The organism is Bernardetia sp. MNP-M8, assembly GCF_037126285.1.
Taxonomy (GTDB): Bacteria; Bacteroidota; Bacteroidia; order Cytophagales; family Bernardetiaceae; genus Bernardetia.
Genome location: NZ_CP147012.1, coordinates 780,667 through 797,256 on the forward strand (window position 1 = coordinate 780,667; position 16,590 = coordinate 797,256).

General features: G+C 31.5%; 12 protein-coding genes. 4 read left to right on the plus strand and 8 right to left on the minus strand.

Annotated features, from left to right (window positions below):
• Positions 1 to 203: 203 nt before the first annotated feature.
• From V9L04_RS03405 to V9L04_RS03420, 4 genes are all read right to left on the minus strand, one after another.
• Positions 204 to 1,418 carry a pyridoxal phosphate-dependent aminotransferase gene (locus tag V9L04_RS03405; RefSeq protein WP_338792668.1) on the minus strand — a complete coding sequence of 405 codons (1,215 nt, stop codon included), beginning with the start codon at positions 1,416 to 1,418 and terminating at the stop codon, positions 204 to 206.
• A gap of 197 nt (positions 1,419 to 1,615) precedes the next feature.
• Positions 1,616 to 2,302 (minus strand): hypothetical protein, encoded by a 687-nt coding sequence (locus V9L04_RS03410; RefSeq protein WP_338792669.1) that lies wholly within the window; start codon positions 2,300 to 2,302, stop codon positions 1,616 to 1,618.
• 87 nt (positions 2,303 to 2,389) lie between these two features.
• Positions 2,390 to 4,075 (minus strand): Zn-dependent hydrolase, encoded by a 1,686-nt coding sequence (locus V9L04_RS03415; protein WP_338792670.1) that lies wholly within the window; start codon positions 4,073 to 4,075, stop codon positions 2,390 to 2,392.
• Positions 4,076 to 4,204: 129 nt separating this feature from the next.
• Positions 4,205 to 5,155, minus strand: coding sequence for an FKBP-type peptidyl-prolyl cis-trans isomerase (locus V9L04_RS03420; RefSeq protein WP_338792671.1), 951 nt, complete (start codon positions 5,153 to 5,155; stop codon positions 4,205 to 4,207).
• A 428-nt stretch (positions 5,156 to 5,583) separates the two neighbouring features.
• Here V9L04_RS03420 and V9L04_RS03425 point away from each other — a divergent pair, with 428 nt between their 5' ends.
• The 3 genes from V9L04_RS03425 to V9L04_RS03435 all read left to right on the plus strand — a co-directional run bounded on the left by V9L04_RS03425 (position 5,584) and on the right by V9L04_RS03435 (position 8,131).
• The gene (locus V9L04_RS03425; protein WP_338792672.1) at positions 5,584 to 6,276 is read left to right on the plus strand and encodes an OmpA family protein; all 693 of its coding nucleotides are present in this window, start codon (positions 5,584 to 5,586) and stop codon (positions 6,274 to 6,276) included.
• Positions 6,277 to 6,422: 146 nt separating this feature from the next.
• Positions 6,423 to 6,947: a hypothetical protein gene (locus V9L04_RS03430; RefSeq protein WP_338792673.1), complete on the plus strand. Its 525-nt coding sequence runs from the start codon at positions 6,423 to 6,425 to the stop codon at positions 6,945 to 6,947.
• 74 nt (positions 6,948 to 7,021) lie between these two features.
• Positions 7,022 to 8,131, plus strand: a complete 1,110-nt coding sequence (locus V9L04_RS03435) for a DUF6688 family protein (RefSeq protein ID WP_338792674.1) — start codon at positions 7,022 to 7,024, stop codon at positions 8,129 to 8,131.
• A gap of 84 nt (positions 8,132 to 8,215) precedes the next feature.
• On the opposite strand, the gene V9L04_RS03440 is transcribed toward V9L04_RS03435, so the two are convergent.
• From V9L04_RS03440 to V9L04_RS03450, 3 genes are all read right to left on the minus strand, one after another.
• Positions 8,216 to 9,895 (minus strand): AMP-binding protein, encoded by a 1,680-nt coding sequence (locus V9L04_RS03440; protein WP_338792675.1) that lies wholly within the window; start codon positions 9,893 to 9,895, stop codon positions 8,216 to 8,218.
• Between the two features lie 227 nt (positions 9,896 to 10,122).
• The gene (locus V9L04_RS03445) at positions 10,123 to 10,650 is read right to left on the minus strand and encodes a phosphoribosyltransferase family protein (protein ID WP_338792676.1); all 528 of its coding nucleotides are present in this window, start codon (positions 10,648 to 10,650) and stop codon (positions 10,123 to 10,125) included.
• 63 nt (positions 10,651 to 10,713) lie between these two features.
• Positions 10,714 to 11,037 carry a hypothetical protein gene (locus V9L04_RS03450; protein ID WP_338792677.1) on the minus strand — a complete coding sequence of 108 codons (324 nt, stop codon included), beginning with the start codon at positions 11,035 to 11,037 and terminating at the stop codon, positions 10,714 to 10,716.
• 333 nt (positions 11,038 to 11,370) lie between these two features.
• Between V9L04_RS03450 and V9L04_RS03455 the strand changes: the two genes are divergently transcribed.
• Entirely contained in the window at positions 11,371 to 12,180 is an 810-nt protein-coding gene (locus V9L04_RS03455; protein WP_338792678.1) for a prohibitin family protein, read from the plus strand.
• A gap of 208 nt (positions 12,181 to 12,388) precedes the next feature.
• Here V9L04_RS03455 and V9L04_RS03460 read toward each other — a convergent pair whose 3' ends face one another.
• Complete coding sequence (locus V9L04_RS03460) at positions 12,389 to 16,309, minus strand: DNA methyltransferase (RefSeq protein ID WP_338792679.1); 3,921 nt, start codon at positions 16,307 to 16,309, stop codon at positions 12,389 to 12,391.
• Positions 16,310 to 16,590 lie beyond the last annotated feature (281 nt).

Genomic DNA, 16,590 nt, shown 5'->3' on the forward strand with positions numbered 1-16,590 from the left:
AATTACAAAAGCAGAAAGGTCTTATGTGTGATACATACGTTAAATATACTGTTTTTTTTTATAAAGGTTGTCTTATTCTTAGTATTTTCTTTAACGAAAATTGATTTTAATAGCTTTTAGCCTATACTTTGTTAGTTTTTACAAAAAAATAAAAAGCAACCTTATTTCTACGATTGCTTTTATTTTAATGAAAAATATTTTTGTTAACTCAATTTCTCAACAGCAGTTGAAATTCTTTCAATCGCTTTTTTAATAAGTTCTTCCGAAGTAGCAAAAGAAAGACGAATACAAGAAGGCGCACCAAAGGCATCTCCCATCACAACAGCTACATGAGCTGTTTCTAATAAAAACATAGAAAAATCTTCTGAATTAGCGATAGTTTTGCCTTCATATTTTTTACCATAAAAATCGCTTATATCAGGAAAAACATAAAATGCTCCTTGTGGAGTGTTACATTTGAAACCTTCTACTTCATCTAAAAGAGACTTGATTAGTTTTCCTCTTTTTTCATAAGCAGTTTTCATTTCTCCTACTTCTTTTCGGCTTCCATTCAATGCAGCAACAGCAGCATATTGAGTGATTGAATTTGCACCCGAAGTAACTTGTCCTTGAATTTTATCACATGCTTTTGCAATTACAGCAGGACACGCAGCATAACCCAAACGCCAACCTGTCATAGCAAAACCTTTTGAAAGTCCATTTATAGTAACTACTCTATCTTTCAAAGACTCTACTCTTCCGATACTAAAATGAGATTCGCCAAAATTAATATATTCATAAATTTCGTCTGCAATTACTGTAATTTGTGGATGTGGAGCGATTACTTCTGCAATTTCTCTCAATTCTTTTTCAGAAAAAACGCTTCCAGTAGGATTACAAGGCGAAGAAAAAATAACTGCTTTTGTTTTTGAAGTAATAGCAGCTTTTACATCTTGTGCCGTTGCTTTATAGTCATTTTCTAATTTTCCTTCTACAAAAACAGGTGTTCCTTGTGCTAATTGTACAATCCCAACATAAGAAACCCAGTATGGAGTAATAATAATTACCTCATCATCTTTATCAATGATAGAAAGCATTACATTTGCAATCGATTGTTTTGCACCTGTCGAAACTACAATTTGGTCAGCAGAATACGCTAACTGATTTTCTCTTTTTAACTTTTCAGCAATTGCTTGGCGAAGTGGTGCAATACCCGAAACAGGGGTGTAGTAAAAATGTCCGTCATCAATCGCTTTTTTGGCAGCTTCTTGAATGAAAAGAGGCGTTTTGAAATCAGGCTCTCCCAAATTCATATTGATAACATCAACTCCTTGTTCTTTGAGTTCACGGCTTTTACGAGCCATAGCAAGAGTTTGAGATTCTTCCATTTCGGAAATTCGACGAGCTAAAATATCGATATTCTGTGCAATAGTGGACATAAAAAGTGGGGTTAGTGTCGTTGGTGAGGACACCAACAACGGCAAATTTTGATAGAAAATTTTAATACAACAAAGCTAAAAAATAGTTTGGTAGGTAGCAATTTTTGTTCATTAGATTTTATAGATTGGAGGAAATTCTGTCTTTTAAATTGTAAAACAGACAAGATGGAATAGCAACTAGAACTAGTTGGGATTACCTATTTAGAAATAGTCGATTTAACATTTAGCACTTCAAATTTCATTGCTCCACATTCAGCATTGATAGCCTTTATACTTTCTCCTTTATCAAGAATTTGATTTAAAAATTCTTGCTGATATTTCCACCACGTTTTAAAAGCAGGAGGAGAAAAGCATTCTTTATTTAAGTATATGATATAGTTTTGTCGAGGGAAAATCAAAACACCATATTTAAACGTGTCTGAATATGAATCTTTTTCGCTAATTAAGTAATTAAAGGCTTTATTACTTCCTATAGAATCTTTATATACAGCCTTTGTAAATACAGTTCTGTTACCTTGATAATTAACAGGCGAATATACTAAAATACTATCCAAAGCATTTGGAGGTATTGGATATGTCTGTCTCTTGGTGTGCCAATGTATTATAGTTTTTTTGCCATGTCCAGCAAGGACTGAATCCGAAAAACTAAGTAGATTACGATTGAGTATATCTTTCTTGCTGTATATTATATTAGGTATTTCTTCTACTAAACTATCCTGCAATTCTTCTATTACTTCTACTTCATTAGAAAGAGTTTTATCTTCTTGTGAAGAACTAGACTTTTCAGTCTGTTTATGATTATCACAAGATATAAATATGAGAGAAAAATAAAACACATAAGACATTTTTAGACACTTTGATAAAATATTTTGGTAGTTCTTCATATCAATAAAGATTTAGTTCTTTCTTACTATTTAAAGTTTTACTGTAAACCTATAAGGTTTTTGAAACCTTATAGGTTTAAACTTTGCTTACAGTCCCAAAACATCAGCTCCCTGCTCAAAAATAATATCAACAGGAATATTTGCAGCCGAAAGTCTGTCCAAGTCAGCTTGCAAATCTGCTTTTATGATTCCCATTTCGTCAGCTAATTTTGTTACACCTTCGTAATCGCCATCACCTTGAAGTGTCAAGATTTTGGCAGAAAGTTCATTTACAGCCATCGCCATTTTATCAGGATTTACTTTGTATGTTCCGTCTGGTAATTTTTCAAAAGCTCCTTTTTCATTGAAGAAATTAAAACGAATCATATTTGCTTTTCCGTGTGCCGAAGCAGCTCCAAAACGAACTGAACGGAAAATACCAGCCAAAAATGTAGTATAATTATCCATGAGTTCGCCTTCTGAAAGTTCGCCCATTTCACGCAATTTGGTTACCATATACAATCCTAAAATATCAGCTTTTCCTTCTTCAAGTGCAGAAGCCATATCTTTTAACGATTCTCTAACTGTTCCTTTTTTATTGATTGTGTTTTTGATTCCTAAACCATGAGCTACTTCATGAAACATGGTGTTTTCAAAGAAAGCATCAAAAGTAATGTGTTTTCTTTGTTCTGGCGTAATGAGCATTTCAGAAATTGGCATCAAAATTTGGTCAAATTTCGCTTTCATAGCATTCTTTAGCTGCGAACGACGAGTACCTTTTTTGAGTTGAACTTCTTCATCATTTGGAAGATTTACAGCAATGGTTTTGCTACCTGCGTTACAATCTCCCCCATAATAAACCACATCATAAGCATTAAGTTGAGAATCCGACCCAGGTTTTTCGGCTTTGTATTTGGCATCAACAGGCAAATCTTTTTGAAGTTGTGGTAAGAGTGCTGCATATTTTTCCAAACGCTCACTCCAAGATTTATCTTTTACCAAAACATAAGACGAATAAGCAGCTTTTTGTCCATATAAATGGTCTTCGTACGTTTCAATTGCACCAATAATAATATCAATTCCGTTGGTTTTCATATCCATCCACGCCATATCACTCGCCATATACTTGTCTGTAACAAGCGCATCAGCACGAAGAGTAAGGTAATTTTTCAGACTTTTATCTTCTGCAACTTCAGCAGCTTGACGCAAATAATCAGCAGCTTTTTCTAATTCTGCTTTGTACTCTTCATTATAAGGAACTGTAATTAAATTTCCATCAGCATCTCTACGAAGAAGCGTATAAAGACTTGATTTTTCTTTGTTATCAAATGATTCATATTCTTCTTTTGTCATGTTGGTTGGGTAGAAGTTTGCGCCAAGAGGTTTTTCTCCTACACCTTCCATAAAAGGTTGATTTTCAGCCAATCTATCCCAAAGACCGTAATTTATTTGTATAAATTTTTTAGTGTCAGCATTTTCAGTTGCTGCTAATAAACTGTCTTTATCGCCCATATACGCTTGTTTCCAAAACAAACCATCCATTATTTTAGCAGCTTCAATAAGAAGTGGAATCATTTTTTTCTCACTTTCTGAAAGAGAGCTAATGTCGGTTGTTAGTTTGAAAGGAGCATAAATTTCTGGACGAACAAGCTCATTTTTAGACTCTTCTACTACTACACTTGTAGTATCAGTAGTTGTATCATCTGTTGTCTTTTTTTCTGGTGTACAGTTCCAAAAGCCTAGACAGATAGCCATTGACAGAACAGCTAATTTTGAAGTTTTTTGAATAGTCATGTTTTTTTTGAGGTTTGTGAGAGTTAAGTTAAATAATCAATACAATTTTTAAATACAGAGTCACAGAGAACACAAAGAATCGATTTTGAAATATGAGTTTTATTAAAAAAATCAATTCATAATTTACTACTATTTTTTCATTTCATTTTTTCTAACAATATCTACTACTTCAATTTCGAATCGCAGCATTGTAAAAGGAGGTATTCCTTGATGGTCTTTATTTCCAAAAGCAAAACGAGAGGGAGAAAAAAGACTGAGTTTAGAGCCTTCATTAGCAATCTGTGTGAAGGCTATTTGCCAAGCAGGAAGCACTTGTCTAGCTCCTACTACAAAACCTACCGTTTCGCCTTTTTTAGATTGATCTAATACTTGTTGAAAAGGAATAGTCCACGTCTGATATGTAAAAGAAACACTGTCTCCTATTTGTGCTGGCATTCCTGTTCCTTTTTCTTTAAATCTATAATAAAGTCCTAAGGGGTGTTTTTTTGAGCCTTCAAAGACCAATTCTTTTTTCATATATTCTACAATTTTTTTGTCTTGAATTGCTATTTGCTCTTGCGTACGTTTTTTAAGCCTCACCTCTTCATCTATATCAAAAGCAGCCTTACTCTGTGTGTTATATAATTTGACTACATAACGAATTTCCTTCATTTGCTCTCTTGTTTTTGCTCCAATTGGCAGTTCGGTATCTTTGATAGAATCTAAAACAACATAAAAAGTAGCACTATCTCCTACATTAAGCATTCTAAATCCTTCTTCTATTGCTCCTCGGTAAGCAGGTTTTAATAAAGGTTGTCCGACAGGCTCATTGAGTTTGTAGGTATCCGTAATTGTATCTCCATTGTCTGCTAATAATAGGTAGTGCATTGTCATAATTTCATTATATTCAGGTTTTCTATTTTCAGGATAGTGAATATGATGAATGTATTTTAGACCTGTTTCTGTAGTTTGTAGATTATCGTTACAAATTGCACCTTTTGGGCAGTTTTTATTTTCCTCACTGCCTGTACAAGAGTTAAATACAGATAAGAAAAAGATTGAAATAATAAATATAAACGGTTGAAAAGTGAATTTATTCATGTAAGAGAGTTTTATAATTTAAGAAATTAAATTCGTATTTTTATTTTTTTAGACCAATTGAAGTTTGATAGAATAAATAGCAAAATTACTAGATATTTTTCAGCTTCAATTATTTTTTAACAAAGTTAGTAGATTCAATAAAATTTATATGAATTAGGTATTTTTTGATGTACTTTTGAAGTAAGAAATCTAGCTTTCACTTTCTGGTTTACTCTTTTTTCAATCAAAACAGCCTATTTCATAGCGCAAATATACTTTAATTAAATTGGTATCATTTTGGCATAAATTGAAAATATACCACAAATATAACAAGACATAAATTATCATTAGATTGAAAAATCTACTAAAACAGCCTCTTTTACTTTACTATCACAGTTCTTGTAAAGTTGAGTAACTAATAAAGACTATTATATAGCACAAAAAATACAATGAAAAATAGAATAACATTTATATTACTTTCAGTTTTCCTTTTATTAGGACTAAAAAACTTGACTTTTGCACAAGTAGACTCTAATAAAGTGCTTATCAATACTACTGTCGTAGATTTCAAACAAAAAGTAAGACCTGGTGAAACTGTCATGTTTGTGAATACCCAAACTGGTGAAGTTTTCTCCAAAATTAGTGATAAAGAAGGAAAGTGTTTTTTTGTTTTGATAAAGGGCAGTGAATATCTTATCAAATATAAAAATTTTGGGAAAGATGTAGAATACCAAAAAGTTCAAATTCCTGATGTAGCACGTCTTAAGGAATTGAAAGTATTAGTAAAATTTCAACCAGCAACAGCTTATACACTTGATAATGTACTCTTCGAAACTGGAAAAGCAAATCTAAAAGGTTCTTCTTTTAAAGCTATTGACGAACTAGCATCAGCTATGACAGCTAAATCAACGATGGAAATAGAAATTGCAGGTCATACAGATAATGTAGGAGACAAAGATGCCAACCTAAAACTTTCACAAGAACGAGCTGAAGCAGTCCGTGATTATCTGATAAAAAAAGGAATTAATGCCAACCGTATTACAGCAAAAGGCTATGGAGACACCAAACCTGTTGCTGATAATAGTACAGACGCTGGGAAGCAGCAAAATCGCCGTACGGAAGTTAAAATAATTAAAGAATAAAATCATCTTTTAATTTTTAGATTAGAAAAATATATATTTAAACTGACTATTTTTTATTAAGTAGTCAGTTTTTTTGCTTATTTTATTTTTGATGATAACTTTGAATTTTATTTTCAATACTACCTTAAAAACAATTATTATTTTATATGAAATTAATCACACCTTTTACTCACTTTTATTCAATTCTATTTTTGCTCTCTTTCTCATTCTTGGCTTTTAGTTGTGAGAGTACAAAACAACCTGAAAATACGTATGCAGTACAGATAAAGCCTGCCTTTTTGAGTATTGAAGAATCGCCTACAAATGCCAAAAATTGGGATCCTGTAAATATGTTTTCTTACGACCACAAACCAGATGTATATTATGAAATTTGGCTAGGACAAGACCGTTTGTTTGAATCTGAATCTATAAAAGATGAATTTACACCAAAATGGGATAAAGTAAAACCTTTTTATATTCCAGATACCAAACCAAATGCAGAACTCACTATCAAATTCTATGATTTTGATAAAAAAATGGGTGTAAAAACAGGTCGTTTTTATAATAATGATGACCTTATTGGAGAGATTAAAATTTCAATTGATGAGATTCGAAAAAAAGCTCAAAGTTTTGATACACTTCGTTTTGGCAATGTAAAGGCTTGTGTTTTTGCAGAACCTGTTATGAAGTAAAATCAGTTATCAAAAATAAAATTGATTATGAATGGTTTGTTTTGAGTTTCTTACATTTTGTAATAACGAATCTAATGAAAATTATAATAATATTGCTAGTAGTAGGTTGCTTACTATCTGCTTTGCTTGTCTGTATTGAGTTTTTAATTTATCTTTTCATAAATAAAAGAGTATTTAATAAAAACTTAGAAAAAACTATTGATGTTTTGGTAATTGTAGGATTACCTTTTTTGTATTTCATACTTCTAGAAAAAAGCACAAATGACTGTTGTAGTGAAAGTGCTACTTTTTCTCCAGAACACAGACTTACAATTTACGCTCTGATGGGTATTTCTATTTTAGCAGGTATTTATTCTATTTTTAAACAGAAAATACTAAGTCCTGTTTTAGAAGTTTTTGTCAATGCTACTTTATTGCTTGGATTTGTACTTAATATTTTTGTAGCCATTCAAGTAAAAGAAATAGCCATTTTAGGGAATCTACCAATAAGTATTGTATTTGTTTTCCAACTTATAAAAAGTCAAAATCAATTCCTAGAATCTAATTTTATTCAGCTTTCAGAAGTACAAAAATTGACTAATCCAATAGAAAAAATGGCTTGGAGAATCTTGCGTCTTGAGCCAATTCTAAAATATCCTATTTTGCTGATTTTGGCTTTGCCTATCTTGGTAATTATTGTTTGTTTTCTATTGTTATTTGGTCAAAAGCCAGATTCTATAATTCGTGCTTTTACAGATACCTATAAACACAGTTTTTCTCAGCTTGACTATATGTGCGATAACGTAAATTATGGAGGACATTTCTTGTGTTCGGTAGCTGCAAATGGTCATTCAGACGTTGTAAAGCCTGTTAGATATGGAGAAAGAGGTGGAAACAAAATTATTTGTAATCGCCAGCTTTTGGTAGCAAATGCTTTTGAAGAATTGCTAGAAGAAAACTTTCCAAAACTACATCATCTAATAAGACGAAATTATAATAAAGTTGGAAATGTAGTCCACAAATATTATAGCATTTTTAATAATAAATTTGTAGCTGATTCTGTCTATTTTCTAATGAAACCTTTGGAGCTTATTTTTATTATTATGCTCTATACTTTTGATAGAAAACCTGAAAATAGAATTGCAAAACAGTATTTGAATAAAAATGATAGGAGGGAATTGCAGGGAATAGAGATTGGAAAATAAAAATTCATTAAGAAAAAAGGTTTCAAAAAGCAATATGTCTTTTTGAAACCTTTTTTAGTTATGAAATCATTTTTTATCTAAAAACTATACTTTTTCTGTACCCAACTCTTGTTCTTTCAAAACACGTCTAAGAATTTTACCCACATTAGATTTTGGCAATTCATCTTTAAAAACTACGTGTTTTGGTACTTTGTAACCTGTCAAATGTTCTTTACAGAAAGCTCTTATTTCTTCTTTTGTAAGGCTGTCATCTTTCTTTACGATACAAGCCATAATTGCCTCATGTGACTTTTCATCTGGAATTCCGATTACTCCTACTTCCAAAACTTTATCATTGAGTGCAATTACACCTTCAATTTCGTTTGGATAAACATTGAATCCTGAGACCAAAATCATTTCTTTCTTTCTATCAACAATTTTGAAATAGCCTTCTTCATCCATTATTCCAATATCTCCAGTTTTGAAGTAATCACCTATCATTACATTTGCTGTTTCTTCAGGACGTTGCCAATAACCTTTCATAATTTGAGGTCCTTTTCCACAAATCTCTCCTGGTTGTCCGAGTTCTACATCGTTGCCTGCATCATCCAAAATGCGTACTTCTGTACTTGGAAGAGGAAGTCCAATCCAACCAATGCGAACATCTCCAGATAAAGGATTTACGATAAGTCCTGGTGAAGTTTCTGTCAAGCCATACGCTTCTGCAATTGGCTGTCCTGTTACCTCTTTCCAACGATTATTTACAGCTTCTTGTACTGCCATTCCACCACCTAGAGCTACTTTAAGATGAGAAAAATCTACATTTTTAAATTCTGGCTGATTCAAAAGACCATTGAAAAGTGTATTTACACCACTAATAAGTCCCATTTTGTGTTTTTTGAGTTCTTCTACAAAACCTGCCATATCTCTAGGGTTTGTAATCAGAACATTTTTCACTCCGTAACGCAAAAATCCAAAGCAGTTGAAGGTAAGCGCAAAAATATGATAGAGTGGAAGTGCCGTAATTCCAGTTTCTACTCCTTCTTTAATCGGACTAGCATTTATCCAAGCAACAAGTTGTTGCATATTGGCTAAAATATTTCTGTGAGTTAGCATTGCTCCCTTCGAAACACCTGTCGTTCCTCCTGTATATTGCAAAAATGCTACATCGCCAGAATCAAATTTTGGTTTGCTATAATTATATTTCTTTCCTTCATAAAGCGCATCTTTAAAAGAAATTTCTTGTGGAAGAGAATAAGAAGGAACCATTTTCTTCAAATATTTAATAGCCATATTCATAGCCCAACCTTTCAAACCACCTACCATATCAGCTACTTCTGTAACAATTACATGCTCTATACTTGTATGCTTGATAATTTTTTCAAGATTAGCAGCAAAGTTTGCCAAAATCAAAATGCCTTTTGCACCAGAATCTTTAAACTGATGTTCCATTTCTTTTGGCGTATAAAGAGGATTTGTGTTTACTACAATCAATCCTGCACGCAATACACCAAAAATAGCAATTGGATACTGAATTAAGTTAGGCGATTGAATAACAAAACGGTCGCCTTTCTGTAATCCTTTTCTTTGTAGATAGGCTGCAAAGGCTGCACTTTTTTCATCTAATTCATTAAATGTAAGTGTTGCACCCATGTTTTCATAAGCGATTTTATCGCCATATTTTGCAATGCTTTCTTCGAATAATTCCAAAAGTGAAGAATATTCATCTGGATTTATTTCTGCTGGAATGCCTTCTGGGTATGATTTGAGCCAAATTTTGTCCATAATATATGTTGAAGAGTAAGAGTGAGTTAGGTTTTTTTGTGAGAATAGACTTTACAGTTTGCTATCAGAATCCTTGATTGAAACAAAGCAATTATAAATGTATCTACTAAACTATAGTAATGCTATTAGTGATACAAGATATTACTTTTACAGGTCATTTTCAAACTAATTCAGAATCAAAAATAGATTTATTTTGAAATGTCCTTTAAAATCCGAATTTTTTTAGGCTAATGCAAATAAACACCATATTTTTTTTCATTATCTAAGATTACTTCAATTCGTTCCTGCAAAGTGGTAGATAACCGAAGCCCAGCAAAATCGGCTGCAATGGGAAAAGAATGATGTCCTCTATCTATCAAAACTGCTGTATGAAGTTCCTTAATTCTTACTTTTAAAAACGGACGAAGACTATAGGCAAGGGTTCTGCCTGTATTCAAAACATCATCTATCAAAATAATAGATTGGTTTTCGAAAACAGATGTTTCACAATCTAAGACTACTTCGCTTTGAGTAGGTTGAAGTTTGTCTAATCGAATACAGATTTGTATTATCTCTAAAGGCGATATTTGTTCTAGTTCTTTGGCTAGTTCTTTTGTCAGAAGCATTCCCATTCCTTCAATTCCTGCCAAAATGAGCGTTTTTTCTTCAAAATTTTCTTCATAAATCTCAAAGGCTAGTCTGCGTATTTTTTGCTTTGTTTGTTCAGAATTAAGGATTTGACCTTCTGTTTGATTTAGTTTAGTTGAGGATTGCAAAATCAGTTATTTTTTAATTGAGAATAGTTTTGATTTGGATAGACTAAGATACTATTTTTTTTATTACAACATTTTACCAAGCGCATCTAATTTGTCAAAAAAGGAAGATAAAATTTCAAGAAAATAATAAACTGTTATTAAAAGAGCTACAAAAGCTAAAAATGAAAGCACTAAAAACAAAATCAAAGAGAGTAATGAACCATAAAACAAAGCCCAAATAAAGATTCTATTTTTACTTTTTTTACTAGATATAGCAAAGGTAATTCCGAAGGCTAAAGTTGAGCAAACAAGTATTTCTACAATCAAGAAAAAATTGTGTACTGGTTCTATATAAGAAATCCACAAAGCATTAAAAACAATGACTAAAACTAATCTAAGATATTTCATTTTTTCTACGTCTTTAGTTACAAATACTGATTGACTAAAAGCTAAATGTAACAGAAAATGATTGTAAACAAGAATTCTTATAATTTTTACAAAAGTTGGTTTTTAAATCATAAAATACTTATTTAAGTCTATTTATTGATTAAATAAAAATTATTAAAAGTCAGTTTTTCAAAAATAAGTTATTTGTTGCACATACTTTTCTACGTTTTTGCCGTATTAGAAAATATAGAAAACTTAATTGTTCTGTTTATCTCTCAACCTTCAATGAGGCATAAAGCTGTTGTTGAGGAAACAAAAACTCTAATTCCATTTTACCACTAAAATTCTACTACAATGAACTATCACAAACTCAATTCAAAATTTATTTTATCTCTTTTATTTCTTATTGTTTTTTCCTTTTCTCTTTCTTCCTGTGGCATTGTCCGACCAGGAGAAGTGGGAGTAAAACAGCGTTTTGGAAAAATAATCGGAGGAGTTCGACAACCTGGGATGTATTTGCATAATCCTTTTTTTAGTAAGATTGTTAAAGTTCCGACCCGAACAATAAATATGTATGCTTCTCTTACTTCCTTACCTACAAAAGAGGGTCTGAATATTAGTTGTGATTTGTCGGTATTGTTTCATATTGAAGAAAAATATGCCTTACAAGTAGTGCAAACAGTAGGAGTAAAAAATGGCGAAAACATAATTATGAGTGTACTTCGCTCATCAGTAGCTGATGTAACAGCACAGTTTGCAGCCAAAGATTTATATACTTCAGAACGCCATCAAATAGAAACTGCTATTGCTGAAAAAATGACAGAGCGTTTGGGAGATAGAGGTTTTAAGGTAGAGTCTATTCTTTTAAAAAGTATTATTTTACCTGCTCAACTTTCTAGAACCATAGAAGAGAAATTACAAGCCGAACAACAATCTCAAACTATGAAATTTGTTTTGGAACGTCAAAGGCAAGAAGCCGAACGAATGAAAATTGAAGCCGAAGGAATTCGTGATGCTCAAAAAATTATTAGTGAATCACTTAATGAAATAGCTCTAAAATATTTGAGTATAGAAGCATTTAAAGACCTTTCAAAATCCAATAATGCAAAAGTAATTATCACAAACGGAAAAACTCCTTTTTTGATAAATGAAGATGGAGATTAATCATTCTCAGTTTAATATACAATATTTCAAAAGTAAGTTATTTTTGAAATACTAAACGTTATCACGGTTAATTTAGTAATGTTTATTTTTCCATAGCGACAGGTTTGCAAACCTGTCGCTATGGAAACATAAGAGTGTTTTTCTTTTTTCTAACTAATTGATTATTAGACCTGTAAATAACCGTGATAACGTTTACTGTATTTAGTCTTTAAAACAACAAAGACAAATAAGACTTATTTTTATCATTCAGAATCTTGAAATAAGCTGGAGAAGTCAAATGTTTGACTTGTTCTTTTGTAAGTCCATAGAGGTCTGCAATTAGTAAATCATTTTCAGCTTGTAGCTTGTCTTTTTGTTTTTGAGTAGTTGGAATTTCTGATTTTTTGACTTCAAAATTTACTTTATCTTTTAGCTCTTCTAAGTTTGTAGTATTCGAAAGATTCAATAAAAGCGCATTTTTGATAAGTGTTTGATAGGTTTTATTTTCTGAAAGCTCGGCATCACTTGGCTGTGGAATAGGAAGACGCATTAAATAGGTTTTATTCACATGAATATCAATCAGAAAACGAATAATATAATCTACAACCAAACTATTCAGAATAGCTTGAACAAAAAGTAATTTTTCAAAAGAAAATTCTTCAATTTCTACTTTTCCATTTTTGAAAATATATCTTTTAGGAATAGAACCTTGTAGCGTATTTCCATACGTATTTTGGGGAGGAATTATTCCACAAATAATACTCCTGATATTTGTATTACTTGCAATATCTCTGAAAACTAAACGGTAATATTCACTATTCAAAACTACAAACTGTTCTAATTCTTCTTCTTCATTCAATCCTAAAAAACTCAGAACACTATTTTTTTTTGTAGAGAGTCTTTTTTCTAAAGGAATATATTCAGAAATATCCTTTATTAATCTACTAACTTCTGTTTTGATAAGTTTTGCTTCAAATTCATCTTTCTTTATCCAATAATTGGGCTGCGCTAAATTATTGGTGTATTGATGAATCATTTTTCCTTCATACAAAACCATTTCGTCTTTTTGCTCTTGAAATAAATTTTTATCATTCGTCATATCTAATTCTCTTCTAAAATCAATATAATCTGGATTTATTATATCAAAACGCTTATAGGCATTTCGAATAATGTCCAAATCTTTTTGGTCTTTGATTTCGAAAAGGGCGTGATGCAATGGTGAAAGCGTATAAATATCTTCGTACGGATATTCTAAAATTCCTTTTCTGCCATCGTAAGTTTCTGTTTTGTAGAGAATTTCTGTATCCGTTTGCATAAAACGAACAGGCAGTGTTTTTCGTTTTTCTTTACTCTTATCTAATTGAGTAATCTGAAAAACAGCAAATTTGTAACTACGATGAACGTCAGGAAAAATGGCTTTTTTATTTTCAAATTGATAGAAAAATTCTAATTGATAGTTTTCAAAAATATGTTTTCTGATATTGATTGAAGAGTCTTCATAAATCCAAGCTGACGGAGTAATATAAGTCAGTGTTCCGTCTTTGGTTAGCAAACCTAGATTTTGTTCGATGAAAAAACGAAATAAATTATTATCTCCCACACCTGCATTATGAGGATAATAATTTTTATAATATTCATTTGCAAAAACTACAAAATCCTTTTTTGTATCGTATTCGTTCTGAATTCCTTTATAATCCAAAACGTTTTGGCGAGTGGCTGCCTTTTCTTTGTTTTTCATTGTTCGGTACGAACTTCTCCACATAGAGAAAAAATCAGCATCACTAAATTTTGTTTTGTCCCAAGGTGGATTTCCGATAATCAAATCAAAACCTCTATGTCCATTTTGGAATACTTCGGCAAAACTAATTTCATAATTGAAGAAACTAAATTTTTCGGCTGTTTTTTCGATGCGTTCCACTAAAGCCCCATTTTTTTTATTGAATATTTTATCCTCAAAATCAGTCAAAGTGGCATTTAGCAAATCCAATTCTTTTTGTGCTTCGGCTTTGCTCTCAAAAATGAAAGGAACAAAACGCTTGTAGGTATGAAAATTCATAGCCAAATTGAGCTGTTGCAAAGAAGGTTCTAGCTCTTTATAAATTGCTTTGGATTGTGCTATTTCTTCGGCTGTCGTATCTTTTAGATTAGAAAGCTGCGATAAATCTTCAATAATTTTGGCTACTTTGTTTTTAAAAGAGTCTGCAAACAAATTATTATCAGTCTGCAAACTTTTATATAACTCTTCTTTTCTTGCTCCAACAAGCGCATTTCCTTTTTTGATATGATGCTCAATAAAACTAAGAGGTGTACCCAAAATAAACGTATCTAACCAAAGTGAAAGGCGAGTAAGTTCGATAGCAAACTCATTCAAATCTACTCCAAAAATGATTTTTTTGAGCAGTATTCTTTTCAAAATTCTGAGTTCGTCTATTTGGTGATATTCAATTGGATTGAGCTGAGAAAGTGTTTGGAGAATAGTTATTTTCTCAGTTTCTATGGTTTGTTCTAGTTTTTTATCTGTTCCATTTTCTATTCGTTTGAGTGCTTCACTGGTCAGAACATCTAAAGAAGCAATCAAAAAATGTCCACTTCCACAAGCGTTATCCATCAAACGCAAATCTAAAATACTTTTCTTTTTTTCTTCATTTTCTTTTAGTAATTTTTGGATAGATTCCTCAGCCATAAAATGTGTAATATCTTGTGGCGTATAATAAGAAGCTGTCGTTTTTCGGTTTCCAGACTGATTGGAAAGATAGAGTTCATCATTTTTATAAAAACGCTCTTCCAAAATCGTAATTTTCTTATTTTTCTTTTTTTCTTGATAATCATAACTATCAAAATAGCCTTCTTTTTCTGTTTTGCCATCTAAAAAAGTAAGGTAATATGTTCCTTCAAACGCCTGTCTAAATTCGGATTCTAAAAGCCCTTCATAAATATTTCCTAGATGTGTAACCGAAAGCGTTTTGTAATCTCTATATGCTTGAAACAATTCATCGCCTTTATGATACAAAAGTAAAGTCAGAATTTGTTCTATATCTTTATTGCTCAGTACCAAAGGAAGTTTGAGTAGTGGAGCTTTATGTTCTGCAAACAAACCCCCATTGAGAAGAGGCATTTCCAAATCGATATTTCCATAATTGAGATAATCAAAAAAGTGTTTCATCATATTCCAACCATTGTGCTTTTCAGGCAAGTGTTTATCCATTTTGACAAACGCTAATAAATTTCGTAGAGGGTGAAACTCATCTACTGCCTCCATACCAAAGACAGGATTTCGAAACTGTCCTTCAAAATAAGCTACAAATAAAAGACGAAATCCAAAAGTAAGAGAGTTAGCATAAATTTCTTTTATAGAATACTCATTGCCATAACGAGCAAAAAGTCGCTGTCCAATCATTTCAATAATAGAATCTTTACCATAGATAAGCTCTTTGAGGTCTTTTTCTACTTCCAAGATGTATTCTTGATTTAGCTCTGAAAATGTTTTTTCTTTTGTAGCAATTCCTCTTTCTTTGTTGTAAAGTTTGAGTATTTGTTCTTTGTGAAAATTATAATAAAAATACTCAAAAGCTCTGTAATCGTCATTCTGAATAATCCATTCTAAGTCAATTTCGAAATAAATTTTGTCTTGTTTTGGATTTGTAATATCATAAAAACGCCATTTTTGTCCATTTGTAAGAAACCCATAATTGATTCTCAAATCAGATTGATAACGCAGAAGCTGAAAATGTGGATTTTTAGTTGTTGTTTCTCTATTATCCAAATTCACTTTATAGGCTTTAGATTCACACAAAGCCAAAATATTTTCTATACTAGATTTGTCTTTTCCTCCACTTATTCGTTCTACTTCCTCACTTTCAAAAAGGGCAAAATCAGGTTTATGAATTTTTCCAAATACTTTTTTTGTGATTTGATAGGTATAACCATATCCAATTTCTATCAAAATCGCTTTTACAAATTTGTCTTCCAGTTGCGCTTCTGAAAGCTCTACAATATTTAATTTGTTGTAAAGAATTTTTATATTTTCAAATGCTTTTTGGCAGTCTTTTTTATAGTCTCTATCAAAATAATTCTTCATTTCGTATTCTAAAAAATACGCATTGAAATAGGTGTTATCTGTAAACTGTGCGAAATAAGCTGTATTATCCATTTTATTGTATCAATCGAATTATTTTTCTAATATAGATTCAAAGATAGTGATTTTTACTATTGGTCTTTTGCCATAACAAAAAAAGTTGGAACAAATTTACAAAAACAATATAGTCTATTTTTAGTCTTTTTGTGGTTGTTGGTGTCGCTGTCGCTAAAACACCAACAACGGCATTGATATAAAAAAACAGCTTGAAGTAAAAACTTACTGAAGCTGTTTTGTGATTAATAAAAATCTTGCTGTTGTCGGTGTCTCACCGACGAAACAGACATAAACTAAAA

What these genes read in the sequence shown, in the direction of transcription:
- V9L04_RS03405 (WP_338792668.1), bottom strand. Translation starts at nt 1,418, where the DNA reads ATGTCCACTATTGCACAGAATATCGATATTTTAGCTCGTCGAATTTCC.
- V9L04_RS03410 (WP_338792669.1), bottom strand. Translation starts at nt 2,302, where the DNA reads ATGAAGAACTACCAAAATATTTTATCAAAGTGTCTAAAAATGTCTTAT.
- V9L04_RS03415 (WP_338792670.1), bottom strand. Translation starts at nt 4,075, where the DNA reads ATGACTATTCAAAAAACTTCAAAATTAGCTGTTCTGTCAATGGCTATC.
- V9L04_RS03420 (WP_338792671.1), bottom strand. Translation starts at nt 5,155, where the DNA reads ATGAATAAATTCACTTTTCAACCGTTTATATTTATTATTTCAATCTTT.
- V9L04_RS03425 (WP_338792672.1), top strand. Translation starts at nt 5,584, where the DNA reads ATGAAAAATAGAATAACATTTATATTACTTTCAGTTTTCCTTTTATTA.
- V9L04_RS03430 (WP_338792673.1), top strand. Translation starts at nt 6,423, where the DNA reads ATGAAATTAATCACACCTTTTACTCACTTTTATTCAATTCTATTTTTG.
- V9L04_RS03435 (WP_338792674.1), top strand. Translation starts at nt 7,022, where the DNA reads ATGAAAATTATAATAATATTGCTAGTAGTAGGTTGCTTACTATCTGCT.
- V9L04_RS03440 (WP_338792675.1), bottom strand. Translation starts at nt 9,895, where the DNA reads ATGGACAAAATTTGGCTCAAATCATACCCAGAAGGCATTCCAGCAGAA.
- V9L04_RS03450 (WP_338792677.1), bottom strand. Translation starts at nt 11,037, where the DNA reads ATGAAATATCTTAGATTAGTTTTAGTCATTGTTTTTAATGCTTTGTGG.
- V9L04_RS03455 (WP_338792678.1), top strand. Translation starts at nt 11,371, where the DNA reads ATGAACTATCACAAACTCAATTCAAAATTTATTTTATCTCTTTTATTT.
- V9L04_RS03460 (WP_338792679.1), bottom strand. Translation starts at nt 16,309, where the DNA reads ATGGATAATACAGCTTATTTCGCACAGTTTACAGATAACACCTATTTC.